The 26,146-nt window shown below is 71.9% G+C and carries 24 protein-coding genes; 11 read left to right on the top strand and 13 right to left on the bottom strand.

Going from position 1 to position 26,146, the window contains the following annotated elements:
• Positions 1-201: 201 nt before the first annotated feature.
• Genes HAV39_RS12815 through HAV39_RS12805 form a run of 3 tightly spaced genes read left to right on the top strand, consistent with a single transcriptional unit; the run spans position 202 to position 2,524 of the window.
• On the top strand, positions 202-1,389 hold the full coding sequence (locus HAV39_RS12815) for an LLM class flavin-dependent oxidoreductase (protein ID WP_191839419.1): 1,188 nt from the start codon (positions 202-204) through the stop codon (positions 1,387-1,389).
• The gene (locus tag HAV39_RS12810; protein ID WP_191839418.1) at positions 1,389-1,856 is read left to right on the top strand and encodes a MarR family winged helix-turn-helix transcriptional regulator; all 468 of its coding nucleotides are present in this window, start codon (positions 1,389-1,391) and stop codon (positions 1,854-1,856) included. Before HAV39_RS12815 ends, HAV39_RS12810 begins: the two co-directional genes overlap by 1 nt.
• On the top strand, positions 1,853-2,524 hold the full coding sequence (locus HAV39_RS12805; protein ID WP_191839417.1) for a CE1759 family FMN reductase: 672 nt from the start codon (positions 1,853-1,855) through the stop codon (positions 2,522-2,524). Before HAV39_RS12810 ends, HAV39_RS12805 begins: the two co-directional genes overlap by 4 nt.
• Positions 2,525-2,606: 82 nt before the next feature.
• On the opposite strand, the gene HAV39_RS12800 is transcribed toward HAV39_RS12805, so the two are convergent.
• Entirely contained in the window at positions 2,607-4,808 is a 2,202-nt protein-coding gene (locus HAV39_RS12800) for a xanthine dehydrogenase family protein molybdopterin-binding subunit (protein ID WP_191839416.1), read from the bottom strand.
• Entirely contained in the window at positions 4,805-5,278 is a 474-nt protein-coding gene (locus HAV39_RS12795) for a (2Fe-2S)-binding protein (protein ID WP_191839415.1), read from the bottom strand. Before HAV39_RS12795 ends, HAV39_RS12800 begins: the two co-directional genes overlap by 4 nt.
• A gap of 125 nt (positions 5,279-5,403) precedes the next feature.
• Here HAV39_RS12795 and HAV39_RS12790 point away from each other — a divergent pair, with 125 nt between their 5' ends.
• Positions 5,404-6,072 (top strand): hypothetical protein, encoded by a 669-nt coding sequence (locus HAV39_RS12790; protein ID WP_191839414.1) that lies wholly within the window; start codon positions 5,404-5,406, stop codon positions 6,070-6,072.
• 40 nt (positions 6,073-6,112) lie between these two features.
• On the opposite strand, the gene HAV39_RS12785 is transcribed toward HAV39_RS12790, so the two are convergent.
• Genes HAV39_RS12785 through HAV39_RS12775 form a run of 3 tightly spaced genes read right to left on the bottom strand, consistent with a single transcriptional unit; the run spans position 6,113 to position 8,483 of the window.
• Positions 6,113-6,727 (bottom strand): MFS transporter, encoded by a 615-nt coding sequence (locus tag HAV39_RS12785; protein ID WP_191839413.1) that lies wholly within the window; start codon positions 6,725-6,727, stop codon positions 6,113-6,115.
• Positions 6,727-7,827, bottom strand: coding sequence for a winged helix DNA-binding domain-containing protein (locus HAV39_RS12780; RefSeq protein WP_191839412.1), 1,101 nt, complete (start codon positions 7,825-7,827; stop codon positions 6,727-6,729). Before HAV39_RS12780 ends, HAV39_RS12785 begins: the two co-directional genes overlap by 1 nt.
• A gap of 50 nt (positions 7,828-7,877) precedes the next feature.
• Positions 7,878-8,483 (bottom strand): class I SAM-dependent methyltransferase, encoded by a 606-nt coding sequence (locus tag HAV39_RS12775; RefSeq protein WP_191839562.1) that lies wholly within the window; start codon positions 8,481-8,483, stop codon positions 7,878-7,880.
• Positions 8,484-8,634: 151 nt separating this feature from the next.
• On the opposite strand from HAV39_RS12775, the gene HAV39_RS12770 reads away from it, so the two are divergent.
• Positions 8,635-9,459, top strand: a complete 825-nt coding sequence (locus HAV39_RS12770; protein WP_191839411.1) for a hypothetical protein — start codon at positions 8,635-8,637, stop codon at positions 9,457-9,459.
• A gap of 89 nt (positions 9,460-9,548) precedes the next feature.
• On the opposite strand, the gene HAV39_RS12765 is transcribed toward HAV39_RS12770, so the two are convergent.
• Complete coding sequence (locus tag HAV39_RS12765) at positions 9,549-9,887, bottom strand: RNA polymerase-binding protein RbpA (protein ID WP_120321199.1); 339 nt, start codon at positions 9,885-9,887, stop codon at positions 9,549-9,551.
• A 236-nt stretch (positions 9,888-10,123) separates the two neighbouring features.
• Here HAV39_RS12765 and HAV39_RS12760 point away from each other — a divergent pair, with 236 nt between their 5' ends.
• From HAV39_RS12760 to HAV39_RS12740, 5 genes are all read left to right on the top strand, one after another.
• A complete protein-coding gene (locus tag HAV39_RS12760) occupies positions 10,124-11,701 on the top strand; it encodes an SMI1/KNR4 family protein (protein ID WP_191839410.1) in 1,578 nt (525 codons plus the stop codon).
• A 50-nt stretch (positions 11,702-11,751) separates the two neighbouring features.
• Positions 11,752-12,864: a MacS family sensor histidine kinase gene (macS, locus tag HAV39_RS12755; protein ID WP_191839409.1), complete on the top strand. Its 1,113-nt coding sequence runs from the start codon at positions 11,752-11,754 to the stop codon at positions 12,862-12,864.
• Positions 12,865-12,881: 17 nt separating this feature from the next.
• Complete coding sequence (locus HAV39_RS12750) at positions 12,882-13,511, top strand: response regulator (RefSeq protein WP_191839561.1); 630 nt, start codon at positions 12,882-12,884, stop codon at positions 13,509-13,511.
• Between the two features lie 81 nt (positions 13,512-13,592).
• A complete protein-coding gene (locus HAV39_RS12745) occupies positions 13,593-15,488 on the top strand; it encodes a 3-oxoacyl-[acyl-carrier-protein] synthase III C-terminal domain-containing protein (protein WP_191839408.1) in 1,896 nt (631 codons plus the stop codon).
• Positions 15,485-16,303 carry a DUF6999 family protein gene (locus HAV39_RS12740; RefSeq protein WP_239120335.1) on the top strand — a complete coding sequence of 273 codons (819 nt, stop codon included), beginning with the start codon at positions 15,485-15,487 and terminating at the stop codon, positions 16,301-16,303. Before HAV39_RS12745 ends, HAV39_RS12740 begins: the two co-directional genes overlap by 4 nt.
• A 79-nt stretch (positions 16,304-16,382) precedes the next feature.
• On the opposite strand, the gene HAV39_RS12735 is transcribed toward HAV39_RS12740, so the two are convergent.
• The 6 genes from HAV39_RS12735 to HAV39_RS12710 all read right to left on the bottom strand — a co-directional run bounded on the left by HAV39_RS12735 (position 16,383) and on the right by HAV39_RS12710 (position 24,173).
• A complete protein-coding gene (locus HAV39_RS12735; RefSeq protein ID WP_191839407.1) occupies positions 16,383-17,345 on the bottom strand; it encodes a DUF3824 domain-containing protein in 963 nt (320 codons plus the stop codon).
• Between the two features lie 171 nt (positions 17,346-17,516).
• Positions 17,517-19,325, bottom strand: coding sequence for a discoidin domain-containing protein (locus HAV39_RS12730; protein ID WP_203736120.1), 1,809 nt, complete (start codon positions 19,323-19,325; stop codon positions 17,517-17,519).
• Positions 19,326-19,339: 14 nt separating this feature from the next.
• Positions 19,340-20,305, bottom strand: coding sequence for a substrate-binding domain-containing protein (locus HAV39_RS12725; protein ID WP_191839406.1), 966 nt, complete (start codon positions 20,303-20,305; stop codon positions 19,340-19,342).
• 30 nt (positions 20,306-20,335) lie between these two features.
• The gene (locus tag HAV39_RS12720; RefSeq protein ID WP_191839405.1) at positions 20,336-21,310 is read right to left on the bottom strand and encodes an ABC transporter permease; all 975 of its coding nucleotides are present in this window, start codon (positions 21,308-21,310) and stop codon (positions 20,336-20,338) included.
• Positions 21,307-22,776 carry a sugar ABC transporter ATP-binding protein gene (locus tag HAV39_RS12715; protein WP_191839404.1) on the bottom strand — a complete coding sequence of 490 codons (1,470 nt, stop codon included), beginning with the start codon at positions 22,774-22,776 and terminating at the stop codon, positions 21,307-21,309. Before HAV39_RS12715 ends, HAV39_RS12720 begins: the two co-directional genes overlap by 4 nt.
• Complete coding sequence (locus HAV39_RS12710; RefSeq protein WP_203736121.1) at positions 22,773-24,173, bottom strand: aldehyde dehydrogenase family protein; 1,401 nt, start codon at positions 24,171-24,173, stop codon at positions 22,773-22,775. Before HAV39_RS12710 ends, HAV39_RS12715 begins: the two co-directional genes overlap by 4 nt.
• 224 nt (positions 24,174-24,397) lie before the next feature.
• Here HAV39_RS12710 and HAV39_RS12705 point away from each other — a divergent pair, with 224 nt between their 5' ends.
• A complete protein-coding gene (locus tag HAV39_RS12705; RefSeq protein ID WP_191839403.1) occupies positions 24,398-25,603 on the top strand; it encodes a hypothetical protein in 1,206 nt (401 codons plus the stop codon).
• 30 nt (positions 25,604-25,633) lie between these two features.
• On the opposite strand, the gene HAV39_RS12700 is transcribed toward HAV39_RS12705, so the two are convergent.
• Positions 25,634-26,086, bottom strand: coding sequence for an ester cyclase (locus HAV39_RS12700; RefSeq protein WP_191839402.1), 453 nt, complete (start codon positions 26,084-26,086; stop codon positions 25,634-25,636).
• Between the last annotated feature and the right edge of the window lie 60 nt (positions 26,087-26,146).

The raw sequence follows: 26,146 nt of genomic DNA, 5'->3' as shown, positions 1-26,146 counted from the left end.
TTGGTGTCTCGATCTGGGGTCCAGCCGCAGATCAAGACACCGAACGGCGATCTTGCTTGCGGGACGGCGCGCGGCGGGTGGTCGGTGGTGTCGGGTGCGTCACGGTGGAATACCGAGGGGGGTGCGGCGGTTTATGTTTATGCAAACGCATGGACTCTCCGGTCGCCACCGCGCCCGGTGTGAGTGGAATGAGGGGTTCTCGTGCAGTTCGGAGTTTTCTCGGTCAGCGACATCACGCGCGATCCGGTGTCGGGCCACACGCCCAGCGAGGCGGAGCGCATCGACGCGGTCGTGCAGATCGCGAAGAAGACCGAGGAGGTGGGCCTCGACGTGTTCGCCATCGGCGAGCACCACAACCCGCCGTTCTTCTCCTCCGCGCCGACGACGCTGCTCGCGTTCATCGCGGCCGCCACCGAGCGCCTGATCCTGACCACGTCCACCACGCTGATCACCACGAACGACCCGGTGCGCATCGCCGAGGAGTACGCGATGCTGCAGCACCTGTCCAAGGGCCGGATGGACCTGATGCTCGGCCGCGGCAACACCGCCCCGGTGTACCCGTGGTTCGGGCAGGACATCCGCCAGAGCCTGCCGCTGGCGCTGGAGAACTACAACCTGCTGCACCGGCTGTGGCGCGAGGACGTCATCGACTGGGAGGGCAAGTTCCGCACCCCGCTGCAGGGCTTCACCTCGACCCCGCGGCCGCTGGACGACGTGCCGCCGTTCGTGTGGCACGGCTCCATCCGCACGCCCGAGATCGCCGAACAGGCCGCCTACTACGGCGACGGCTTCTTCGCCAACCACATCTTCTGGCCGAAGGAGCACTACATGCGGCTGATCAAGTTCTACCGGCAGCGGTACGCGCACTACGGCCACGGCACCGAGCAGCAGGCGATCGTCGGCCTCGGCGGGCAGGCCTACATCGCGCGCCGGTCCCAGGACGCGATCAAGGAGTTCCGCCCGTACTTCAACGAGGCGCCCGTCTACGGCCACGGCCCGGCGATGGAGGACTTCATGCGGCAGACGCCGCTGTCGGTCGGCAGCCCGCAGGAGGTCATCGACAAGACGCTGACGTTCCGCGAGCACTTCGGCGACTACCAGCGCCAGCTGTTCCTGATCGACCACGCGGGCCTGCCGCTCAAGACGGTCCTCGACCAGCTGGAGCTGCTCGGCGGGGAGGTCGTGCCGACGCTGCGCAAGGAGCTGGCAGCCAAGCGCGACCCGCAGGTGCCCGACGCGCCCACCCACGCCGCCCGGGTCAAGACCAAGTACGGCGACCTCGTGCCGCGTCAGCCGCGCCCCAACGCCAACCGGGGCGACAACGTGACCGGCGGCTCGCCTTACCAGGACACCGACCAGGTCGCCCAGGCCGCGCAGCCGGGCAACTGATGTCCGACCGGGGGCGGCTGGCCAACCACGCCTGGGAAGGGCTGCTGACCGCGCACGCCCGGATGATGAAACAGTTCGCCGACACCGACATCTGGCAGGACCTGTCGATGCGCGAGTACGACGTGCTCTACACCCTGTCGAAGTATCCCGAGCCGCTGCGCATCGGCGAGCTGAGCCGCCACGTCCTGCTCAGCCAGCCGGCCCTGTCCCGGATGGTGGACCGGCTGGCCGAGCGGGGGCTGCTGGAGCGGTGCCCCGACCCGGCCGACGGGCGTGGCGTACGGCTGTCGCTGACCGACACCGGCCGCGACACCCAACGCCAGATCGGACGGCGGCACGCCGCGCAGGTCGCCCGGGCCGTGACCGCCGAACTGAGCCGCGACGAACTCCAGCAGCTCGCCACGATCTGCTGGAAGCTGGCCGGAGCCGGCGCCCCGACCGACGACCCGGAGGTTTCCCGCCCATGACCGACCCGTACACCCTCGTGGTCGTCACCGCCGGCATCGGTGACCCGTCCTCGACCCGGATGCTCGCCGACCGGGCCGCCCAGCGGACCCGCGACCTGGTGACCCGGCGCGGCGGCACCGTCGACGTGCGGGTCGTCGACCTGCGTGAGCTGGCCGCCGAGATCACCACCGCGCTGACCGCCAACCACGTGGGCCCGAAGCTGCAGCTCGCGATCGAGGCCCTGGGCCGGGCCGACGGCGTCATCGCCGCCACGCCCGTCTACAAGGCCGCGCCCAGCGGGCTGTTCTCGTCGTTCTTCCAGGTCCTGGACAACGACCTGCTCATCGGCAAACCCGTCATCCTCGCCGCGACCGCCGGCACGGCCCGGCACTCCCTGGTCGTCGACGAGCAGCTGCGGTCGCTGTTCGGTTTCCTGCGTACGGTGGTGGCTCCGACGTCGCTGTTCGCCGCGCCCGAGGACTGGGGCGACCCGGGGTTGAACAAACGCGTCGACCGGGCGGTGCTGGAACTGGTGCTGCTCATGGAGAGCGGCTTCGCCCGCCAGGTCAGAGACGAGTCCTGGCACAGCTACCAGCACGAGTTCGGCAGCGCCGGCGGCACCGAGGTCTCCATCGACCTGAACTCCGACATGATGCGGCTGGCCGCGGGCGGCACCGTGGCGGACTGAACCACACCGGCCGGGTCGGGCCAGGCAGTTGTCTGACCCGACCCGGCCACGATTTCGCCCACGCTCGGCGCCGTCAGCACCCTCACAGCCGCAACGGCAGGCTGCGCAGCCGCGGGCCGCCTGCGGCATGGACCGCGTTGGCCACCGCGGCGGGCACCGGCCCGACCACCGGCTCACCCATCCCGTGCGGCACGTCTCCGCCGCCGGTGAACGTCACCCGCACCGGCGGCGTGTCGGCCATGTCCAGGATCGGGTAGCTGTCGAAGTTGTCCGAAACGACCTGCCCATCGCGGATCTGCAGGCTCTCCCGCAGCGCCGAACTCAGCCCCATCACGATCGACCCCTGTGCCTGCAGCTTCGCCCCGGCCGGGTTGACCACCAGGCCGCAGTCCACCGCCGCGTCGATACCCGTGACACGCAGCCGACCGCCGGACAGGTCGACCTCGGCGACCACGGCCACCACCGTGCCGACGTCACCGGAGCACGCGATGCCCCGGCCCCGGCCGGGCGGCAGCGATTCACCCCAGCCCGCCATCTGCGCCGCGGTGCGCAGCACGGTCCGCAGCCGCTCCCCCTGCTCGCCGCTCTTGCGCAGGTGCGCCAGTCGGTAGGTCAGCGGATCGGACCCGGCTGCCTCGGCCAGCTCGTCGAAGAAGCTCTCCAGCGCGAACGTGTTGGGCAGCAGGCCCAGCCCGCGCCACGGACCGGTCGGCACCGGCAGCTGCTCGCGGCGGTTCACCAGCCGGTACGCGGGCAGGTCGTACGGCAGGAACAGGCCCAGCAGCCCGCCCGGATCGAAACCGAGCAGGCTGCGCACCGGCTCGGGCAGCCCCGCCACCGCCCAGATGATGTCCCCGGCGGCGCTGTGCTGCTCCACGCCCCGGATCATGCCGTCGGGCCCGATCGAGCCGTGCATGCTGGTGTGCGTCGGCGGCCGGTAGAACGCCTGCCGCAGGTCGGTGTCGCGGGTCCAGCCGACGTGCACCGGCCGGCCCGTGGCCGCGGACAGCCGCGCCGCCTCGACGGCCAGGTGCTGGCCGCCCTTGCGCCCGAACGAGCCGCCGAGCTGGGTGACGTGGACGACGACCGGCCGGTCCTCCCCCAGCGCGGCGTGCAGGTCCTCCAGCACGCTCTCCGGGCTCTGCGTCGGCACCCAGACCTCGACCTTGCCGGCCGGGCCCGGCTCCACCCGGGCCAGCGCCGCGAGTGGCTCCAGGTGGGCGTGGGCGGCCATCGGCGTACGGTATTCCGCTGCGACGATCCTGCCCTGCGACAGGGCGGAGCGGATCGAGCCGTCCCGGCGCAGCACCACACCGTCACCGGCGGTGACCTGCTGTTCGAGCGCCGCCGTGTCGACGCGGGTGCCCTCGCTCCAGCTCACCTTCAGGGCCCGCGCCGCCGCCCAGGCCCGGGTCCTGGTGTCGGCGACCACCCCGGCGAACCCGGCCGCGACGTCGACGACCACCTGCCGCACGCCGGGCATGCCCGCGGCGTCGCCCGCTTCGGCGCTCTCCAGCCGCGCCCCGAAGCGCGGCGGCACGGCGAACGCGCCGTAGCCCATGTCCGGCAGGCGGGCGTCGTAGCCGTAGACCGCCTCACCGAGCACCTTCGCCCGGAAGTCGACCCTGGGCACGGACCGGCCGATGCTGGTGAACTCCCCGGCCGGGCGCAGCACCGGCCGCTCGGCGGGCTCCTGCCACGGCCCCTGATGCGCGGCGATCACTTCGGAGTAGGCCAGCCGCCGCTCCGATCCGGCGACCTGGAACATGCCGTCGGCCGCGGTCAGCTGCTGCGCCTGCACGCCGAGCTGCCCCGCCGCGGCCAGCTCCAGCATCGACCGCACCGCGGCGGCCGCCTCGCGGATCGGGGTGTACAGCGAGGCCACCGACGTGGAGCCGAACGTGAACAGCGTCGCCGCCGGGAACCCGCGTGCGGTGTCGGCCTGCACCACTCGCAGCTGATCGGGCCGCACCCGCAGTTCCTCGGCGGCCACCTGGGCCAGCGCGGTGTGGATGCCCTGCCCCATCTCGATCTTCGGCACGTGCAGGGTGATGCCGTCCCGGGTCAGCTCGAACCACACCAGCGACGACTCGGGGATCTCGGTCGGGCCGGTGCCGCGTTCCAGCATCCACTGCACCAGCGACGGGCGGCCGTACTCCAGCGCGATCGGCACACCCACCAGCAGCGATCCGAACGTCGCCCCGGCCCCGATCAGCAGGCGGCGGCGCGCCACCCGCCAGCGGCGGCCGACCGGTGCGGGCGGCTCGGCGTTGGCGTCGCTCATGCGTCGCGGGCCAGCTCGGCGGCGCGGGCGACCGCCGCCTTGATCGTGTTGTAGCCGCCGCACCGGCACAGGTTCGGCTGCGCGGCTTCGGCGATGGCGGCCGCGTCCGGTGCCGGGTCGCGCGCCAGCAGCGCGACGGCGCTCAGCACGTGGCCGGGCAGGCACCAGCCGCATTGCAGCGGATTCTCCAGGAACGCCTGCTGCACCGGGTGCAACGCGACGACCGCACCGTCGGCGTCGCGTTCGGCGAGGCCTTCCAGCGTCACCACGGGACGCTCGCCGACCTCCGCGGCGGTGATCTGGCAGCTGCGCGCCGGGCGGCCGGCCAGCAGCACGGTGCAGCAGCCGCACATCCCGATCCCGCAGCCGTAGTGGGTGCCGGTCAGACCCAGCTCGTCACGCAGCACCCACACCAGCGGCTCGTCGCCGTGCTCGATCTCGTGGTGCCGTCCGTTGATCAGCAACTGCATCGCGACCGCTTCCGGAGCACCATGCGACGTAGTCTAGGCAGCCGCCTGCGGCACCACCACTGGCACATGTCGCTACTTCGATGCCCTGGGTGTCGCCGTCGGTGGTCGCCGCTAAGGTGCCGCCCATGACGGTCAAAGACGGCTGGATCTCGTTCGATCTGGGCAGGTTCCGCCCCCACGAGGTCGACTTCGCCACGTACAGCGGCAGCCCGCACGACAGGCTGCCGACCCTGCCTCTCGGGCACCCGGGCGGTCTGCACGAGTGGATGCGGGAACTGGTGCCGCTGGGCGAACTCGCCGCCGGGGAGTACGGCATGGACACGGTCACCGACGGCGCGCCCGTGTCCGGGCACGAGGCGGCGCTGCCGGCGGAGTTCGTCGCGTTCATGGCCGATCCGGTGCTGCGCGACTCGGTGCCGACCTGCACGTCCTGCTACTGGGCCGCCGACCTTCGGGTGGCGCCGAGCCCGGTGCGCGACGGGGCGCTGCTGGTGCGGTTCCTCAACGACCAGCAGGGCTGCCTGTACTGGTACCTGCATCTGCTGCCGGACGGCAGCCACGAGGTGCTGTGCGGCGGTGAGGCCTACGACCTGCAGCAGGTCCCCCGCGAGGTCGCGGTGGAGGACCTGGTGCGGGTGGCCGACGGCTTCGACCGGTTCATCGCCCGGTTCTGGATCGAGAACCTGGCCTGGTACGAGGTGGCGGGCCAGAAACGATCCGATGCGGAACTATCCGCACCGGTCTGGGCGTACGTGCGCCAGTACACGGGCGCGGACCGGCCTGCCGCCAGGTGAGTGTGGTGGTGGCGGCTCGGCAGGGCCGCCACCACGCCGGTCACCGGGAACCGCGCGTGGCGGCGACAATCCCACCCACCGCGGTCGCGACCAGTGCGAACAGGATCAGCACCACCATCGACAGGTACGCCGGCCGCCAGCCCAGCATCGTCGACAGCAACCAGCCGAGCACCGGCCCCGCCACCAGCCCGCCGAGCACGGCGAGCCCGAGCCCCAGGCGCGCCTGCGCTCGATGCGCACCCGCCTGGCCGCTCAGGCCCGCGGCGGTGCCGAGCACCGCACCCGCGCCGAGACCCGTCACCACCCCCGCGCCCAGCGCCATCGCCGACGTGGCGGACAGTGCGGTCACCACCGCGCCGACGAGCATCAGCAGAAGTCCCGACGCGACCAGCGACGTTGGCGCCCGCCGTCCGAGCAGGAAACCCGGCACGGCACCCAGTGCGGCGGCGACCAGCTGTGCGACGACGGTCATCGCGAGCCACGCGGCCGAGGCATCGAGGTCACGATGGAGGGCACTGTGCGCCGGTCCGAACACGATGGCGAGCTGGCATGCCGCGACCACCGCCGCGACTCCCGGCCCGATGAGCGTCCACAGTGGCCGGTCGGCCGACAGGACGGTGGGAGTCGCATGCGGTCCACTGCTCGGCTCGATCATCACGCCATAGTAGACACCGGTGGTGGGTGCAGGAACCGCGTGATCGCAGTCGCTTCCCGGTCGACCTCGACCTGGATCTGTGCGGCCAGGGGCGAGAAGGGGTCCACGGCGATCGCCCGGCCGCCGGAGCCCCGCGCCCACGTGCCGACCACTTGCCCGTCGAGCAGCACCGTCGGCCGGATCACGCCGCCGCCGGGCCAGACCCGCGCTTCGAACGCGGCGTCGACCGACTCCTGCCGGGTGCGGTAGCCGGTCAGGTAGTTGTCGTATGCGGGCAGCAGCCGCACGTCCGGTGAGCCGGCCTGGTCACCGGTGTCCTCCGGGCGCCGGGCGAGCACGGTCGCGTCGCCGTCGGTGACGATCGCCGCGGCCTGGGCCAGGTCCTGCCACGCCCGCCGCGCCGCGCCGACGGCGAGGCCCGACCAGCACGCGAAGTCGTCGACGGTCGCCGGGGCGTAGGCGGCCAGGTACCGGCGAGCCAGTTCCTCCAGTGCCGCGTCCTCGGTCGGGCCGCGCTCACCGGCCGCGGGCAGCCAGTCGTCCAGCAGCACGTATGTCGGTTCACCGGCGCGTAGCGGCCCGTGGCAGAGCAGCCCGGTCAGCGCGGCGTGCCGGATCAGATGGAACGGCGTCTGACCGGTGGGGTCGACGCCGATGACGGCCAGGCGCTCGGCCAGTTCGGCCCTGGTGAGCGGGCCGTGCGCCGCGAGTGCCTGGCCGATCAGCGCGTCGGTGCGGTGCCGCAGGTCGTCAGTGAGGCCGAGGTCCCGGTAGCGGTGGCGGGTCGCGGCGAGCACGCGCGGGGCGAGCAGCCGGGTGACCCAGCCGACATCGTCCGCCGGGATCGTGTGCAGGGTGCCGCGCATGAACCAGTTGCGCACGATGGTGCGGTCCTGCTCGTACGCGGCGCGGACCGCCCGGGCGGTGAGGTCCTGTCCGCGCGCCCGGATGCCGAGGCCGGCAGCGGTGGTGTCCTGGGCCTGGATCGCGAAGACCCGCCGCACGACGTCCTCGGCGGTCTTCCCGCGCCGTCCGCCGCCCAGCAGTTGCGCGCGGGCACGTGCCCGGCTCAGGGAATCGTCGTCGTCGGGGTGGGACACGGCGTTGAAGTTACGGCACCTCGGCCAGCCGGGATCGAGGCGGCGTCGGCCTACGAGCCCAGCACCGCCGCGATCGCGGCCTGCGGTCGCTGAGTGTCGTCGCCCGGCCGGTGCAGGCGCTCGACCTCCGTGAAGCCGGCCCGCGCCAGCCGAGCGGAGAACTCGTCGACGGGCCAGCGGTAGGCCGTCACGACCTTGTGGTCGAAGGCGGAAAGCTCCTCGCCGTGGACGAAGCCCGCGACCAGCGTGCCGCCCGGGGCCACCACCCGCCGCAGTTCGGCGAGCACGACGTCCAGGTCCGGCGGCGGCAGGTGGATCAGCGAATACCAGGCCAGGATGCCGGCGACGGACCCGTCGCCGGCGTCGAGGCTGTTCATCGACCCGAGCCGGTAGCTGCCGTCCGGGTGAGTCGCCTTCGCATGGGCGATGAACCCGGCGACCGGGTCGATCCCCGTGGCGTCGACACCGAGCGACTGAAGGTGGCCGGTGATGTGGCCGGGGCCACAACCAAGATCGAGCACGAGGCCGGGTCTGATCGACAGGTGCCGCTCGATGAACGCGAGGTCGTCGGCAGGCACCTGCTCTATCGCGCCGAACAGACTGATGTAGAGGTCTGCGACGGAGGCGTACGCATCTCGAACCTGCTCCACGTGCATCACGTGACTATAGGAAGTCCGCGCATCCGTGTCACCGCGACCCCGACTGCGATGCGGCCCCGTCACCGGTCTGGTTACCATCACGCGATCGTCCGAACTGGAGGCATTGTCGATGGCGCGGCGCAGCAGCCCCACCGGGTGCGGGTGCATCATGCTCATCCTGGTGGGCCCGTTTCTGGTGAGCCTGGCGGTCTCCGTTCCCGGCACTGTGCTCGCCTCGCCCGCGGTCGTGGCATTCCTGCTGGCACGGGACCCGAAGCAGATCGCCGTCCACCCCTCGTGGTGGGCGGGCGTGGCACTGGCCCCGTTGGTGGCATACCTCGTGGTCCGGTTCGCCGGACGCGGCAGGGTGTATGCGCGGCACCGGATCCACCTGGTCCGCGCCGGTGTCCTAACCGCGCTGTGCGCCGGCGCGGCCCTGCTGGCGATGGTGCTTTACCAGCAGCACCTCGATGCCACGACCGCCGCGACACGGCCGGCCCCGGCCGGGCCGCAGCCGCTGGAGACCTCGCTGCCACTGGTCGGCTCGGTGGCGGCCGGCACGACGGCGCTGCTCTGCTACGTCATGCTCCGGCTGCTCGACCGCAGGCTCCCGCACCGGTCGCAGGGCGAGCCGCACACGCAGAACGCACCGGCCTGGCTCGAACCGCGGCCGCAGGAGATCTGGTGGGGAGAGATCGAGTTCCGCGACGGCGACGGCGCCAAGGACCGCCCGTTCGTCGTCCTGCGGGCCCTGCCGCATCACCTGGAAGTCCTGCAGATCACGTCGCAGGACAAGGCACACCGCGACGACCACCTCCCGTTCTGGACCGACAGCGACGATCCGTATGCCGTCGACGACGGCTACCTCGAACTCCGGGTCCGGCAGGTGAACAAGCTCGGCCTGCGCCGCAGGGACGCCGCATACTGCCCGGACGAGATCTGGCACCGGGTGCGGTCGATCAAGGCGACCGACACGCCGCGCGCCGGATCGTGACCGCCGGGGTCACGCCGCCGTCCGCGACAGGCCGAGCCGACGCACGCCGAGCCGACGCAGGCCGAGCCGGCCAGGGCCGGCCACCACGGTCAGCGGCCGCGCTTGGCGCGCAACACCGCAAGCCGTTCGTCGAGCAGTTCGTCGAGGTCGGCGATGGAGCGGCGCTCCAGCAGCATGTCCCAGTGCGTACGCGGCGGCTTGCCCTTGCGCTGCTCCAGCTCGGTGCCGTCGACCAGCCGCGCCACCACGCCGTCGAATTTGCAGTCCCAGGTCGTGGGGACCTCCACGTCCATCGCGAACGGCACCGCGAAGCGGTGGCCGTTGACGCAGCAGAACTCGCGGCTCTGCCGCGCCACGAATTCGGTGTTGCGGACTGATTCGTAACTGACGGAACCGAGACGGCTTCCTCGTAGCGTGCGGTCTACCATGCTTTGCTCCTCACGGTTGGTGCCGGTCAAGGTGACGCGACGACGCGTACCACCGTGTTTGCCACGTGAGGTCTGGGCGCCATCCAGCAGATCATGCTTGGGCGTGCCGTCCCGGCCAGCCTACCCGCGGTGCCGGGCGGACGAGCGCGTCATGCGCCGGGAGCGCTGTCGATCACGTCGGGTTCGGGCGAGATGAAGGCACCACGTATCGGCGGCTCTCTGGCACAATCCCCGCCGTGGACGAGATCGCATCCATCGCACACCAGCTCGCGGCAGCGCTCAGCTCCGGGCCGGCCCAGGCCTGTTCGATGCATGCCGTCGTGACCGCCAACAGTCAGCAGACCCAGATCCTCGACGCCGCGGGCAGACGTGTGCGGCTGGGCATGTCGCACGCCGTGCCGTCGTTGCTGACACGGTTCCGGTCCCGGGCCGGGGCCGCGGGCGCGTTCTGTGTGCAGCTGGCCGTGACCGGGTCCGGCGAGTACACGGCCAGCTACTCCACGGACCTTCCCTCGCTGCCGCCACGGGTCGTCCTCGACGCGTCGTACCGCTATCCGAACGACCCTGCACCGGGGATGGACAGGCCCGACGCCGCGGTCGACGACGGGCGCCCCACAGATGCTGCGGTCCTGGCCGAGGTGCAGGCGCTTGTCGACGAATTCCGCCGGGAGCATCTCCGGTTGCACGGCACCGCCCCGGCCCTGTCCGCCGGCTACGCGGAGGAGGAGATCCTCGCGGCCGAGGCCCGCCTCGGCGCGCGCCTCCCGGAGGACCTCCGCGCGCTCTACCGCGTCGTCCACGACGACCTCTACGAGTCCCATCTGCTCGGCCGGTTCCGCCTGGTCCCGCTGGAGTCGGTCCTGGAATGGCACAATCCGCACGATGCCGGCTTCCATGGATTCGGCAGGACAGGCCTGTTCGAGGACGACCCGGTCGTCTTCGAAAGCCACCCGCACGGCCGAGTCCGGCGATTGTCACGCAATGACTGGTGGGTGACGTTCGCGCTCGACATCGGCATGAACTACGCCACCGTCGACCTCGACCCGGCCCCGGCCGGCGCCTACGGGCAGGTCCTCATGTACGGCCGGGACGTCCACGGCCCCGCCGAATACGTAGCGCCCTCGGTCGGGCACCTCCTGCGCGCGTCCGTCGCCTACCTGCGCGCCGCTCGGCCCGGCGACGTATGGGATCCCGACGACCACCCGACAGCCGACCACGACTGGCTGGTCGACGTCGGCGACGCCGACCTGGCCCACGAGGTCGCCGCCCATCCCGACGCGCAGGCGATCCAGAAGGTCCACCTGCGCAAGATCGATCGGGTGCGGCTCACCGACCTGGCCGGATTCCCACACCTGCGCGCGATCCGCGCCCTCGACGTCCGCAAGCAGGCCGGGCACGTCGACCTGTCGCTCACGCCCGGTCAGCCGGTCGAGCAGATCGACGTCATCGCCGCACACTTCGAGCCCCGGCTGCTCACGTCCGCACCGACGATCCGGTACGTCAAGCTCAGCGGGAACAGCGAACCGGTCTCGATCGCGGCGCTCACCGGCCTTCCCGAACTCCTGCAACTGGACCTCGCCGCGGCAGAGGTCACCGACGTCGCCTCGATCACCGGTTTCCCGGCCCTGCGCGTGCTCATCCTCAACGCCAGGCAATGGGACGAACTCCTGGCGACCGGCTGGACACCGCACAAACTGGCCGCCGTGGGACTCGACGGACCCACCGGAGTCGCCCAGGCCGTCGCCTGGGCGAACACCGTTCAGGGCCCGGAACAGCCTGCCCGCGGCGTCCATACCATCCGGGGACGGCTCTGATTCCACCCCCTGAGCAACGGCAGCTCCCGGCTGCGGAGAGGAGACCGCCGATGGGATTGCAGGCCCCACTGTGGCGGGCCGTCACCGTGTTCCGGGTGGCCGCGCTCGTCTACGCCACCGTCCTGATGCTGGCCGGATTCCGTGACTTCACCCGGCCCTGGCTGGGCTGGGCGGTGCTCGCGGCGATGGTGGCCTGGACCGCCGTGACCGGCGTGCGCTACCACGACCCCACCGGCCGCAACCGGACCTGGCTGGCCGCCGACCTCGCCGTGACCCTGGCCTGCCTGCTCGCGTCCATGCTGGTCGTGCCCGCCGAGCGGCTGGCCTCCGGCGGGCCGACGCTGCCGATGGCCTGGGTGGCCGGCGCGGTGCTCGTGTGGGCGCTGCGCGGGGGACGGCGGGCGGGCGGGATCGCCGCACTGATCATCGGCGCGGCCGACCTGTTCCTGCGCGGCGAGATCACCTCCGCCACCGTCAACGGCACGGTGCTGCTGCTGCTCGCGGGCGGGGTGATGGGATACGTGTCCCGGCTGACCGACGACGCCGAGACCCGGATGCAGAAGGCCGTCGAACTGGACGCGGCGACCCGGGAACGCGAGCGGCTGGCCCGCGGCATCCACGACTCCGTCCTGCAGGTGCTCGCGCTGGTGCAGCGCCGCGGCATGGAGCTGGGCGGCGAGGCCGCCGAGCTGGGCCGGCTGGCCGGCGAGCAGGAGGCGGTGCTGCGTTCGCTGGTGGGCGTGCACGACACGGCGGCGGCCGCGGGCCGGACCGACCTGCGCCTGCTGCTGGGGCGGCACGCCTCGCCGCGGGTCACCGTCGCCATGCCCGCGACGCCCGTAGTGCTGCCGGCGGCGGTCGCGGCGGAGGTGGCCGCGGCGGCCGGCACCGCGCTGGACAACGTGGTCGCCCACTGCGGCCCGCAGGCGCGGGCCTGGGTGCTGGTCGAGCAGGAGCCGGACGCGGTGACCGTGTCGATCCGCGACGACGGGCCGGGCATCGCCCCGGGGCGGCTGGCCGAGGCGGCCGCGTCGGGCCGGCTCGGGGTGGCGCAGTCGATCCAGGGCCGCATCCGCGACCTCGGCGGGGCCGTCTCGATCACCGGCGGGCCGGGTCAGGGCACCGAGGTGGAGCTGCGCGTGCCACTGCCGGGACTAGGCTGACGCCCGTGGTGGACGTGATGGTGGTCGACGACCATCCGATGTGGCGTGACGGGGTGGCGCGCGACCTCACCGACGCCGGGTACACGGTGGTGGCGGCGGTCGGCGAGGGCGCGCAGGCGGTGCGGATCGGCCCGTCGGTGCGGCCCGACGTCGTCGTGCTCGACCTGCAGCTGCCGGACCTGTCCGGGGTGGACGTGATCCGCGGCCTGGTCGCGGCCCTGCCGCAGGTGCGGGTGCTGGTGCTGTCGGCCAGCGGCGAGCAGCAGGACGTGCTCGACGCGGTCAAAGCCGGTGCGGCGGGTTACCTGCTGAAGTCGGCGGCACGGGAGGAGTTCCTGGACGCGGTGCGGCGTACGGCCGAGGGCGATGCGGTGTTCACGGCCGGGCTCGCGGGCCTGGTGCTGGGCGAATACCGGCGGCTCGCGGCCGCGCCGGGCGACGGGCCGGAGGCCCCGCGGCTCAGCGAGCGGGAGACCGAGGTGCTGCGGCTGGTCGCCAAGGGCCTCACCTACCGGCAGATCGCCGAGCGCCTCACCCTGTCGCACCGCACCGTGCAGAACCACGTGCAGAACACGCTGGGCAAGTTGCAGCTGCACAACCGGGTGGAGCTGGTCCGCTACGCGATCGAACAGGGCCTGGACGACTGACCGGCCGCTGAGTACGGCGCACATCGCGGTTGAGTGCCTGAGCGGATTCGCGCGCGCCCGGCGACTGGCTGAATCGGTGGCATGACTGCTTTCCCGAACGTGTACCTGACCGGGTTCGGCGCGTACCTGCCCGGCGAGCCGCTGGACGCCGAGCAGATCGCCCGGCGGCTGGGCGCGGGCCCGCGCGGCGCCGGGCTGCGGGCGCGGGTGCTGGCCGCCAACGGCATCCGGACCCGGCACTACGCGCTCGACGAGCACGGCGAGGTCACCATGCTCAACGAGGAACTCGCCGCCGTGGCGGTGCAGGAGGCGCTGAAGGACCGGGACCTGCCGCTGGAGTCGGTGGGCATGCTGGCCGCCGGGACCACCCAGGGCGACCTGCTGGTGCCGGGTTTCGGTTCGATGGTGCACGGCCGGCTGGGCGGGCCGCCGATGGAGGTGCTGTCCGCGGGCGGGGTGTGCGCGTCGAGCATGGCGGCGCTGTCGGCCGCGGCGCGGGCGGTGCGGCTCGGCGAGCACGACGCGGCCGTGGTCGTCGGGTCGGAGCTGGTCAGCCGCTCACTGCGGCAGAGCCGGTACACCGGCGAGCGGGCGGGCTTCGACGCGGAGTTCCTGCGCTGGACGCTGTCGGACGGGGCGGGTGCGGTGGTGCTGGAGCCGCGACCGCGGCCGGGCGGGCTGAGCCTGCGGCTGGACTGGACGCACCTGGTGTCGTATGCCGGAGAGCGTCCGGTGTGCATGTCGGCGGGCGGCGAACCGGTCGCCGGGCAGACGTGGCTCGACGGGCCCGATGTGGCGAGCGCCGAGCGGGCCGGGCTGGTGCGGCTGCGTCAGGACGTGAAGTCGCTGCCCGCGCTGTTCCGGCTGGGTCTGCGTGAGTACATGGGGCTGGTCCGGGCGGGCCGGTTCACCCCCGACGCGATCGACCACGTGCTGTGCCACTACAGCGCCGAGCACTTCCGGGGCGAGATCTTCGGGCTGCTGCGCGGGGCCGACCTCATGATCGACGAACAGCGCTGGTTCACGAACCTGCACACGCGCGGCAATACGGGGGCCGCCAGCATCTTCGTGATGCTGGAGGAGGCGTGGCGGTCCGGCCGGTTCACCCCCGGCGAGCGCATCCTGCTGATCGTGCCGGAGTCGGGCCGCTACTCGCTCGCGTTCGCCCAGCTCACCTGCGTGGCCGCCGATGACGACGGTGCAGTCGGCGTGGACCTGGCGGGCGACACGGGACGTGCCACCACCGCTGCCCCGACGGTCTCGGCCCCGGCAAGCGCGGGCACACCGTCGCCGTTGACGGCGTGGGACGGCGACGGCGAGGTGGTCCGGTGGACGGTGCTGGAACTGGCCCGGGTGTGGGCGGAGTTCGAGCGGCAGGTGCGGGCGACCCCGCTGGTGCGGCGGATCGACACCGGCACGGCGACGCTCGACGACTACCGGCGGCTGCTGGTGCACCTGCGCCAGCAGGTCGTCGAGGGCGGGCGCTGGATCAGCCGGGCCGCGTCGAACTTCTCCGTCGAGATGTTCGCGCTGCGCAGCGCGGCGATCACACACGCGGCCGAGGAGCACCGCGACTACCAGCTGCTCGAACGGGACTTCTGCGCGGTCGGCGGCACCATCGAGGAGATCCGGGGGGCGCGCAAGAACATCGGCTCGGAGGCGCTGTCGGCGTACGTGTTCCACCAGGCGAGCCAGCCTGACCCGGTGGACCTGCTGGGCGCGATGTTCGTCATCGAAGGGCTCGGCGCGGGCCTGGTGCTGGGCTGGGCGCGGGCGCTGCGCGAGCAGCTGGACCTGCGCGACGACCAGGTGAGCTTCCTCGGCTACCACGGCGAGGCCGACGACGCGCACTTCGCGGAGCTGGCGCACCTGCTGCGCGAGGCGGTGCCGGACCGGGCGGCCGCGGCTCGGGTGGTGCGCACGGCCGAGGTCGTCGCCCGGCTGTACGCGATGCAGCTCGCGGAGGTCGACGCGTGAAAGGCCCCACCGTGTGGACGGCGATCATGGCCGACCCGACCGTGCCCATGGACCGCGACGTGCTCGCGATGGTGGTGGCCGACCAGCGGCAGTGGACCCGCCGCTGGCTCTACCCGCCCGCGCGGATCGTGTCGCGGGTCGCGGTGTGGCTGATCCGGGTGGTCAAGGCGCTGCTGCCGGGGACGTTCTCGGCGCACACCACGATGGACCGGCTGTGCGTGTGGTTCCTGCGCCGCTTCGTCTCGCCGCGGGCCGGTGAGCTGCTGATCCGGCACTTCCTCATCGAGACGAACCTGCTGGCGTTCATCGCCCGCAACAGCGGCGTGACCGGGATGAGCGAGCCGACCCTGCGCCCCACCACGCTCGCCGGGCTCGGGGACCGGGCGGTGATCGAGCACGACGTCAACGTGTACGACGTGCTCATCGCCCTGGGCGCGGGGCGGCGGGAGCCGCGCGGGCCGCTGGACTTCTCGATGCTGGCGGTGCCGCCGGTCGACGCCTCGCCGGGGCTGCGGCGGCTGCTGCGCCTGGACATCCAGACCGCGCTGTGCCTGATGAACATCCCGTTCGCGCTGTGCCTGACCCCGCCGGAGTACCGGCGCGCGGTGCACTCGATGCGGCTGGACGAGTCGCTGCTGACGGTGCTGGCGGAGCTGACCGGCGACGACACGTTCCTGCGCTGGCGGCCGGGCGGGGTGGTGGTGCGCGTCGACAGCGGGCTAGACGTGCCGCGCGCGGTGTACGAGCACGCGGTGGTCCACGAGTACGCCCACGCCCGGCTGGTGGCCCTGGCGACCCGCGAACCCGCCCGCTGATCCGGCCGGGATGCCGGCGAAGGCGGCTCCGCGGTAGCGGGGCCGCCTTCGCCGAAGGATGGTGGGGTCGGGCTGGGACTCAGCGCAGTTCGGCGTTGAGGTGCAGCGTGGTCGCGCCTTCGTAGCCGCGCTGCTCGGTGTAGGTCAGCAGGATGCCGGCGAACTGGAACATCGTCAGCGGGAGCTGGATGATCGTGCCGATCACGGTCGACACGAGGGCGCCCAGGGTGATCACCGCGAGGCCGTTCACCGTCGGGCCGATCGCGTCGGCGCTGACACCGTTGACGGCCAGCTCGATGACGGCCTGGACGGCGCTGGCCGCGAATCCGCCGCCGATGGTGATCACCAGGATCAGCGCGAGCCTGCCGAGCACCCGGCCGCCGCTGTTGTGGAGCATCTTGAACGAGCGGCCGATCGGGTTGATCCGCTCGTACAGGAAGATCGGGCCGATCAGAGCGGTCGCGGCGATGAAGTAGAAGCCGGGCAGCAGGCAGGCGAGCGCACCCGCCAAGATCATGAGGGTGACCGGGATGTACCAGCCGAACAGTCCGAGGCTGCGGCGGAAGCCGTAACCGAGCGACTCGCCGAGGCTCGCCGGCGTCCCGGCGGCCTGCCGGGTGACCGAATGGGTCGCGGCGGCGTATCCGGCCAACTGCACGACGTAGAGAGCGAGCATGACGAGAAGACCCGCGCCGAGGATGGGGAAGAACACCGCGGGGTCGATGTCGAGCGTGCCGCTGGCCGGATCCGTCTGGAGGAACTCCAGTCCGACGTACACCCCGACGAAGAGCCCGGCGACGGCGATGAGGATCCCGGGCAGGAGCTGGGTCAGCGCGATGATGGTCAGGATCGGGCGCCAGCTGTTCCGGAACAGGCCGCCGATGCGGTTGAACCAGCCGCCCACGCCGCCGTGCGGGGGCGCGACCAGCGGGTCGTGGTGCGGGTCGCCGCCCGGCTGCACGAACGCCGACTGCGGCGGCAGGTACTGGCCCAGTGGCGCGTGCGGCGCGGCGGGGTCATACGGGTTGGGCTGGTACGACATCTGGGCTCCAGGTCGGCGGGGTGTGGCCGCCTAGTGTGCCATGCCCTGACCAGCGGCGTGGGCCCCCAGCCCCAGCGAGGGTCATCGACTTAGCGATATGTCTGTTGAGACCGGATTCGGCGCCCGGGCGGCGGCAGGGTGCCAGCTCGCGGGCACCCTGCCGCCTTCGTCTCAGCTCGCGTACGCCTCCAGTTCGTAGATCCGGGCGGCGGTGTCGGTGTCACTCGTCGGCGTGATCACGTTGATCCGGACATATCGGGCGGTCACCGGGGTGATCGTGTGGGTGGTGACGTTGGCGGTGTTGCCGCGCGGCGAGGCCACCGTCGTCCAGGTCGTGCCGTTGGTGCTGACCTGGATGTCGAAGTCGCGGGTGTTCCAGGCGGTCTTCTCCCCGCCCGCGCCGGAGTGGCGCAGCACGACCCGGCCCACCTGCTGGTTGGACTGCAGGTCGACCCGGATCCACTTGCCGCTGCCCAGGGCACACCATTTGTCGGTGTTGCCGCCGGTCCAGCTGCCGTTGACGGCCTTGGCCGGGGCCTCGTTCGCCGCGCACTGGCCGGAGGCGGTGGCCGGCTTGTTGAGGGCCAGGTTCGCCGGCGGGGTCGTGGTCGGCACGTACAGGTTGATGTCGGTCAGGCTGGCGCTGCCCTCGTACACGTTGGTGTAGAGGTCGCCGATGACGAAGTAGTCCGGGTACTGCGAGCCGGCCGGCCACTGGTTGGGCCAGCTGGCGCTGCCGTGGTCGTCGTTCTGCGTCAGCGTGCCGTTGAACTGCCCGCCGTACTCGGCCGCCGTGGTGTTGTAGTGCCAGATCGGCGCGTTGTTGACCACGAACGGCCGGTGGAAGCGCAGCGTCTGCTGGCCCGCGCGGGCGAAGTTGCCGCTGGCCTCCAGGGTGTATCCGGTCGCGTCGCGCTCGATGGCGAACGTGTAGAACTGGTTGGGCATCAGCTCGGGCTGCAGCTCGGCGGCCGAGGACAGCTGCTGCTCGGCGACGCCCCCCGAGCAGCTGGTCATGAACCACTGGGAGTTGCCGGGCAGGCCGCCCGCGCCGGGATTCCAGTTCGGCATCCCGCTGATCCACATGTTGACGGTGTTGAAGCTGCTGTCGCGGTAGTTGTAGTACTGGTTGGTGGCCGCGTTGCAGACCCGGCCGCCGGTGCCGGTGCCGACCCGGTCGGGGTGCTGCGAGAACGAGTCCATCAGCACCTTGCGGTGGTAGTGCCAGAAGTGGTTGTTGCGCGGCGCGGGGTTGGCGAAGTCGACGATCGACAGGAAGTGGAAGCCGTTGTAGCCGTACGGGCCTTCGCGCACGCTCTGCCACTGGCAGTACGGCACGGACGCGTCGCCGCTCCAGCCGGGCGTGCCCTGCCCCTCCCCCCACGGATGCTGCGTCTTGCAGCCGGTGGTGCTGTACCCGTTGACGCGTCCGCCGTAGTTGATGGTGCCGTTGCGCTTGCCGCCGAAGTCGAGGGTCTTGAGCTTGTACTCGATGCGGTAGCGGTCGGGCAGCCGGTTCGTCGGCCGGAAGATCGCCCCGCCGGTGCTCTCCGGCACGTTCAGCACGGCCACGTTGCCGCCGCCCTGCGCCTGGGTGGTGATCGACGGCGGGGACTCGATGACACCGTCGGAGTTGAAGTCACGCGCCGACAGCGACGCGGTCAGCCAGCCGTTCTGCCCGAGCGTGATGTCCTTGCGGTACGTCGCGAACGAGTTCAGCGCGGTGTCCCACGCCGAGCCGTAGTCGTTGTGGTACCACACACCCGGGTCGTCGGTGATGTTGTCGAAGCCGGTGGCGTAGGTGTCGCGTACCCATGGGGAGTTGTTGCTGTTGAACGGGGTGGTGAAGTTCTCCGTGTAGAGCAGCTGCCAGCCGGGCGGGGCCGCGGCGGCCGGGACCGCCGTCACCGCCGACGCGGTCGCCGCGAACAGGACACCGGCGGTCAGGCCCGTCGCGAACAGTCTCCTTTTCCTGATCATGGGGGTGCTCCCTGCTACTTCGGGTCGATGTACTGGGCGGCGTTGTCCTTGGTGATCTGCGGCGACGGCACGACGGTGTCCTTCTCGACCGTCGCCCCGCCAAGGATCTCCACGGTGCGGTCCAGCGCCAGGCTGCCGATGACCTTCGGGCTGTTCAGGCCGGTGACGACGTAGTTGCCGCCGGCCAGGATGGCCTGCAGCGCCTCCAGCTGGCCGTCGACGCCCGCGAAGACGATCTGCGCGGACTTGCCCGCGGTCTGCACGGCGCGCTGCGCGCCCAGGCACATGGCGTCGTTCTCGCAGAACACCGCCGACAGGTCGGGGTTGGTCGCGAGCAGGTTCTCCATGATGGTCAGGGCGCCGTCGGAGCTCCAGCCGCCGAAGCCGGGCGCTTCGACGATCGTGATGCCGGGGGCCTTGCTCAGCGACGACTTGAGCCCGTTGGTGCGGGCCAGGCCGATGCTGTTGTCGGCGGGGCCGCCCTTGATGATCGCGACCTTGCCCTTGCCGCCGAGCCGGGTCACCAGGAACTCGCCGTCCTGCTTGCCGATGGCCTCGTTGTCGGGGCCGATCCAGCTGGTGTACTCGCCGGTGGCGAACTTGCGGTCGACGAGCACGACCGGCTTGCCGGCGGCCTTGATGGCGTTGAGGGCGGCGGGCGCCGACTCCAGCGGGCCGCCGGAGATGATGATCGCGTCGACGTTCTTGCTGAGCAGGTCCTCGACATCGGCGGCCAGCTTCGCCGCGTCGCCGTTGGCGTCGGTGCTGATCGTCTTGACGGTCAGGTCGCCCGTCGACTTCGTCTTGGCCTGCGCGGTGATCGCGGCGTCCATGCCGCTGAAGTACGGGCCGCTGAGCAGGAAGTTCGCGACCCCGATCGTGTACGTCTTCCCGCTGCTCGGTTCGTCGGCGGAGCAGGCGGCGCCGCCGGCGAGCAGGACGGTGGCGGCCAGCAGGCCGATCAACCGGTTCTTCGACATCTGGGCATCTCCACTGGTTGAGGGACGGATTCAGCCGCGGGACCGGTTCACACGCTGCACGAGGATGACGGCGATGATGATCAGTCCCTTGAGCACCTGCTGCCAGAAGCTCTGCACGCCGTACAGGTTCAGCAGGTTGTTGATGAGCACCAGGACCGCGACCCCGCCGAGGGTCGCCCGGACCGAGCCCCGTCCGCCGGACAGGCTCGCCCCGCCGATGACGCACGCGGCGATCGCGTCGAGTTCGAACGCGACACCGACGCTGGGTTGGGCGATGCCGACCCGGCTGGCCAGGATGACCCCGGCCAGTCCGGCGCACGCGCCGCTGATGGTGTACGCGGCCATGACATGGCGGCGCACGTCGATGCCGGCCAGCCGGACCGTCTCGGCGTTGCCGCCGATCGCCGTGATCGACCGCCCGGCCGGGGTGCGGGTCAGGAAGACCCCGCCGACCGCGAACACGGCCAGCATGATCACGGTGATGAGCGGGACCGGCCCGACCATCGCCGTGCCCAGGTCGAGAAACGCCGGGTCGGCCGGCGCGATCGGCACCTCCGAGTACACGAACGCCAGGCCGCGGATCGTCGTCAGCGACGCCAGCGTCACCACGAACGGCGCCAGCGCGAACCTCGCCACCAGCGTTCCGTTGACCAGCCCGAACGCGATGCCGGTGGCGACACCGACGGCCATCGCCACCGGGATGGGCAGGTCTGCGGCCAGGCCCGCGGTGACGATGCCGGCGAACGCGACGACCGAGCCCACCGACAGGTCGATGCCGCCGGTGAGGATCACCACGAGCATGCCGAGGGAGAGCAGGCCCACCGTCACCATCTGCTTGAGCAGGCTGGTCAGGTTCACCGGGGTGAGGAACGAGTCCGACGTCGTGGCCGCGACCGCAACGAAGGCCACGATGAGCAGCGTGAACCCCGCCTCCAGGGTGAGGTCCCGGCCGCCGACGACCAGCCGTGGCAGGCGTCGGGGTGCTCGGGTGGACTCGGCACTCATGCGGGCCTTCCCATCGCCAGGGCGAGGACCTCGTCCTCGTCGGTGTCTGCGGACCTCAGCTCGCCGGTGAGCCGGCCCTGGTGCATGACGAGGACCCGGTCGGTGGCGCCGATGACCTCGGTGAGGTCGGAGGAGATCAGCAGGACGGCGAGGCCCTGCCGGGCGAGCTCGTCGACCATGCGGTAGATCTCCACGCGGGTGGCCATGTCGACGCCGCGGGTCGGCTCGTCGAGCAGCAGCACCCGGGGGTCGCGCAGCAGCCATTTGGCCAGCACGACCTTCTGCTGGTTGCCGCCGCTGAGGTGGACCGCCGGCATGGACGCGCAGCCCTGGGGCCGGATCCGCAGCCGGTCGACCATCGCGGCGACGTCGCGGCGCAGCCGGGCCACGTCCAGCAACGGACCGCGCGACATCGGATACCAGCTGGTCAGCGACATGTTGTCGCGCACCGTCAGGCCCAGGACCAGTCCGGTGCGGGCGCGGTCCTCGGTGACCAGCGCCATGCCGGCTTCGATCGCCTCGGCCGGTGACCCGTACGCGCCCAGCCCGCCGGTGGCGGGCGTGGCGCCGAACATGCACCGGGCGAGCTCGCTGCGACCCGAGCCGACCAGCCCGAACAGGCCGGTGATCTCGCCCGCGTGCAGCTCGAAGCCGATGTCGGTGAACTCGCCTGGGCGGGTAAGTCCCTGCACCCGCCGCAGCACGGGCCCGCGGCCGTCGCGGCGTGCGGGGTAGATCTGCTCCAGTCGGCGGCCCGCCATCAGGCCGATCAGCTCGTGCTCGCCGGTGTCGGCGGGCGCGAGGGTCTCGATGACCCGGCCGTCCTTCATCACCACGATCGACGTCGCGAGCTGGAGCACCTCCGGCAGCCGGTGCGACACGTAGATCACCAGTACGCCGCTCTCGCGCAGGTGGCGCACCAGGGCGAACAGCGCTTCCAGGTCGGCTCCAGCGAGCACGGCCGACGGCTCGTCCAGGACCAGCACCCGGGGCTCGCTGATGAGGGCCTTGGCGATCTCGACCATCTGCTGGCGGGCCACCGACAGCCGCCCGGCGCGCCCGCGGGGGTCGATCGCGCCGAAGCCCACCCGGTCGAGCAGTTCCCGGGCGCGGGCGTCGGCGGCCTTCCCGTCGATCAGGCCCCACCGCCGGGGAAACGCGCCCAGCAGCAGGTTCTCGGTCACCGACAGCTCCGGCACCAGCGACAGCTCCTGGTAGACGGTGCGGATGCCGAGGTCGTGCGCGTCGTGCGGCGAGCGCGGGTCGACGCGTACGCCGTCCATCCACATCGCACCGGAACTCATCGGCAGCGCACCGGACAGGATCTTGATCAGGGTGGACTTGCCGGCGCCGTTGGCCCCGACCACGCCGATGACGTCGCCGGCGTCGCCGCGCAGGCCGACGCCGTGCAGCACCTCGACCCCACTGAACTCCTTGTGCACGTCGCGCAGCTCCAGGCGGCTCACGCGAACGCCTCCATCACCACGATCGTCTTCTGCCGGGTCAGGTCGAGCGCGGTCTCGTGCAGCCCCTCGCGGTAGCCGCCGGTGTCCTTGGTCCCGCCGAACGGCAGGTTCTCGGCCCGTAGCGCGGTCGAGCCGTTGATGATGACCCCGCCGACGTCGAGCTGCCGGGCGATGGTGAACGCGCGCGAGACGTCGCGGGTGAACACCGCCGCGTGCAGCCCGTACGGTGACGCGTTGGCCATCGCGACGGCCTGCGCGGGGTCGCTGAACCGGGCCACCGGAGCGACCGGTCCGAAGATCTCCTCGGCGAACGCCGGGCTGCTCGCGGGCACGTCGACGAGCACGGCCGGGTCGACGAACGCGCCGTCGCGGCTGCCTCCGGCGAGCAGCCGCGCCCCGTCGGCCACGAGCTGCGCCACGGCCGCGGTGACCCGCGCCGCGGCCTGCTCGGCGATGAGCGGCCCGACGTCGGTGTCCTCCTTCAGCTGGTCGCCGACCTTCAGCGCCGCGGTCTGGGACAGCAGCGCGTCGACGAACGCGTCGTACACACCGTCCTGCACGTACACCCGCTTGACCGCGCAGCAGATCTGGCCGTTGCCGCGGGCCAGCCGGCCCAGCACGACCGCCCGCGCGGCGGCCTCCGCGTCGGCGTCGTCGCAGACGATCAGCGCGTCGTTGCCGCCCAGCTCCAGCAGGACCTTCTTGAGGGTCGACGCGCCGAGCCGGGCGATCTCCCGGCCCGCGGCGGTGCTGCCGGTGAGGGTCACCGCGGCCACCCCGGGATGCTCGGCGAGGGTGCGCGACACCTGCGCGTCGCCGGTGACCAGCTGGTGGCCGTACTGCGGAGTGCCCGCCTGGCGGACGAGTTCGCCGATGCGGACGAGGGCGAGCGGGCAGCGCGCGGGTGGCTGGACGACGACGGCGTTGCCGGCGGCGATCGCGGCGGCGGCCTTGTGGGCGTACAGCTCCACGGGATAGTTGAAGGGCACCAGCGCGGCCACCACACCCAGCGGTTCGCGGATCGTCACGGCGAGGTGGCGTTCCAGGCCGGGCACCGCGTCCAGCGGGATCTGGCGGCCGAACAGGCGGGTGGCCTCGGCCGCGCTCCCCCGGAAGATGCGGATGGCGGCGTCCACCTCGCCGCGGGTCTGCAGGATCGGCTTGCCGTTCTCCGCGGCCAGCAGAACGGCCAGGTCGTCGCGTTCGGCCTCGATCAGGTCGGCGATCCGCCGCAGCAGCGCCGCCCGGTCGTGGGCCGCCAGCGCGGCCATCGCGCGCTGGCCCTGCTGGGCCAGGTCGACGACGGCGGCGACCCGCTCGGGCGTCATGGCCTCGATCTGGCCGAGCGGTTCGGCGGTGCCGGGATTGCGGACATGCAGAAGCGCAGCGTCGGGCACGGAAACTCCTCGGGATTCACCGGAAGGCCGACCGCGCCGACGGTCGCGACAAACTCACATAATTCAGAGCAAGTGCATGCAAGTCACTACGATCAATGTACCCGAATCCTATAGGATGTCAACGCCTGGTTTCCGGGACGTCTCCACGCCGAGATCCGCCACGCGCCAACCGGTCCGACGCAGGGGCTACTCCAGCCGCGCTCGCATCGTGCAGAATCCGGCGCGTGCCACACGATCTGAACAGCATCGACTGGGCGTCCCTGACGCACGCGTACGGAAGCGCCGAGGACGTGCCCGACCTCATCCGCGCCCTGCGGTCACCGGATGCCGAGGCACGCCGGGAGGCGATGTACGAGTTGTACGGCAACATCCACCACCAGGGCAGCCGCTACGAGGCCAGCGCGTACGCCGTCCCGTTCCTGCTGGAGCTGGCGGCCGACCCGACCGTGCCGGACCGGCACGAGGTCATCCACCTGCTGGCCGACCTCGCCGTCGGATACGGGCACCGCCACGCGGCAACCGGCTACCCGATCACCTCGATGCGCGAGGCCGTGGCCCAGGTGCCCGACCAGACCTGGCAGAGCTGGTCGCAGGCCATGAAGGCCTGGTACGACGTCGTCAGCACCGGGCAGCGGCAACCGCTGCCGCTGACCAAGCCCGAGCGGCGCCTGCTCGAAACCCGGCACGAACTGGCCGCGTACGACGCGGTCCAGGCCGGTGTCCCGATGCTCCTGGACTGCCTGACCGACCTGGACGCCGAGGTGGCCGGCGCAGCGATCCACACCCTGGCCTGGTTTCCGGAGCAGGGCGCGGCCATCCGCCCCGGCCTGATCGCCGTCGCCTCGGACAACAGGCAACCGGTGCCGCTCGCGGGAGCGGCCCTGGTCGTCCTCGGGCTGCTCGGCGGCGCACCCGCGCCGCCGGTGGCGGACCTGCTCGACGCCAACCTGGCCGGCGCCGACGCCCACCTGCGGTGGTCGGCCGCTCTGGCGTGGGCGCACCTGGGCGGTGACCGGACACCGGACTCGGCCGTGGCCGAACTCCGGACCTGGGCGATCATCCGCGAACAAGACACCGGCCGGACCGCCTGGGGGCATCGCGGCCGCCTGGCGTTGAAGATGCTCGACCGGGTGGCAGCGCCGGTCGCCGAGCAGGTGCGCGCGGAACACGTCGCCGAAGTCCTGGCGGAGCAACCATCGTCGAACTGGCACAACCACTTCAACGTGGTGCTCGATCACGCCTTTCCGGAGATGAACGCCGACCACGGCCGCACCTTCGCGGAACTGACCGCGGGACAGCAGGCCGCGGTCGTCTGGCTCGTCGAGAACCCGCACGTGTTCGACCGGTCGGGGCCGGACGGTCCGCTCCGCCGGCACGGCCTGCCGACCACCCACGAGACGTTGCGGAGCTACGCCGGGCGGGACGCCTGACGCAATCCGCGACGCCACGGTGGCGCAGGCTCAGGCCTCGGGCGGCGTCATGGCCACGCCGAGCTGCGCCGCCTTGGCGAACAGGTCGGCCACGGCCCACACCGCGCTGACCCGTCCCTCGCGTACGACGAAGAAGTGCACGCCGTCCCAGGTGATCGTCTTGCCGGTGGGCGGCACCGGTCCCCAGGCGCCCACCTGGCGCGCGGTCGCCCGCCACCGCACGGCGACCTGCTCACCGTCGCTGACCAGCGACATCACCTCGTACCGGGTGTCGGCCCAGGCGGCCGCGTCGGCGGCGTGCCACTGACGCAGTCCGGCGACGGTGTCGGGCCTGCCGCCGTGGTCGAACGGGTCCGCGTAGAAGCGCTCCAGCTCGTCGGTGTGCCCGCCGTTCCACACGCGGTCGATGAGTTCCCGGATGGTCCGCTCACCACGTGGCCAGGTGCTGTCGTCACGCGGCGCGTCAGCTCCGGACGTATCCATGCGGAGCATTCTCCCTCGCCCCACACTCCCGCGCTGCCCGTGGTCCCACCAGCGCCTGCG

It is taken from the genome of Catellatospora chokoriensis, from assembly GCF_011297315.1.
GTDB classification, from domain to species: domain Bacteria; phylum Actinomycetota; class Actinomycetes; order Mycobacteriales; family Micromonosporaceae; genus Catellatospora; species Catellatospora citrea.
The sequence above is the reverse complement of the archived record's forward strand: the minus strand, read 5'-3'. Positions and strand labels throughout refer to the sequence as shown.

Bases quoted from the DNA above. Each gene is read 5' to 3' on its own strand.
- HAV39_RS12730 (WP_203736120.1), bottom strand. From the start codon at position 19,325: ATGATCAGGAAAAGGAGACTGTTCGCGACGGGCCTGACCGCCGGTGTC.
- HAV39_RS12775 (WP_191839562.1), bottom strand. From the start codon at position 8,483: ATGCACGTGGAGCAGGTTCGAGATGCGTACGCCTCCGTCGCAGACCTC.
- HAV39_RS12725 (WP_191839406.1), bottom strand. From the start codon at position 20,305: ATGTCGAAGAACCGGTTGATCGGCCTGCTGGCCGCCACCGTCCTGCTC.
- HAV39_RS12750 (WP_191839561.1), top strand. From the start codon at position 12,882: ATGGTGGTCGACGACCATCCGATGTGGCGTGACGGGGTGGCGCGCGAC.
- HAV39_RS12785 (WP_191839413.1), bottom strand. From the start codon at position 6,727: ATGATCGAGCCGAGCAGTGGACCGCATGCGACTCCCACCGTCCTGTCG.
- HAV39_RS12720 (WP_191839405.1), bottom strand. From the start codon at position 21,310: ATGAGTGCCGAGTCCACCCGAGCACCCCGACGCCTGCCACGGCTGGTC.
- HAV39_RS12790 (WP_191839414.1), top strand. From the start codon at position 5,404: ATGACGGTCAAAGACGGCTGGATCTCGTTCGATCTGGGCAGGTTCCGC.
- HAV39_RS12795 (WP_191839415.1), bottom strand. From the start codon at position 5,278: ATGCAGTTGCTGATCAACGGACGGCACCACGAGATCGAGCACGGCGAC.
- HAV39_RS12810 (WP_191839418.1), top strand. From the start codon at position 1,389: ATGTCCGACCGGGGGCGGCTGGCCAACCACGCCTGGGAAGGGCTGCTG.
- HAV39_RS12700 (WP_191839402.1), bottom strand. From the start codon at position 26,086: ATGGATACGTCCGGAGCTGACGCGCCGCGTGACGACAGCACCTGGCCA.
- HAV39_RS12800 (WP_191839416.1), bottom strand. From the start codon at position 4,808: ATGAGCGACGCCAACGCCGAGCCGCCCGCACCGGTCGGCCGCCGCTGG.
- macS (WP_191839409.1), top strand. From the start codon at position 11,752: ATGGGATTGCAGGCCCCACTGTGGCGGGCCGTCACCGTGTTCCGGGTG.
- HAV39_RS12770 (WP_191839411.1), top strand. From the start codon at position 8,635: ATGCTCATCCTGGTGGGCCCGTTTCTGGTGAGCCTGGCGGTCTCCGTT.
- HAV39_RS12735 (WP_191839407.1), bottom strand. From the start codon at position 17,345: ATGTCGTACCAGCCCAACCCGTATGACCCCGCCGCGCCGCACGCGCCA.
- HAV39_RS12805 (WP_191839417.1), top strand. From the start codon at position 1,853: ATGACCGACCCGTACACCCTCGTGGTCGTCACCGCCGGCATCGGTGAC.
- HAV39_RS12765 (WP_120321199.1), bottom strand. From the start codon at position 9,887: ATGGTAGACCGCACGCTACGAGGAAGCCGTCTCGGTTCCGTCAGTTAC.
- HAV39_RS12745 (WP_191839408.1), top strand. From the start codon at position 13,593: ATGACTGCTTTCCCGAACGTGTACCTGACCGGGTTCGGCGCGTACCTG.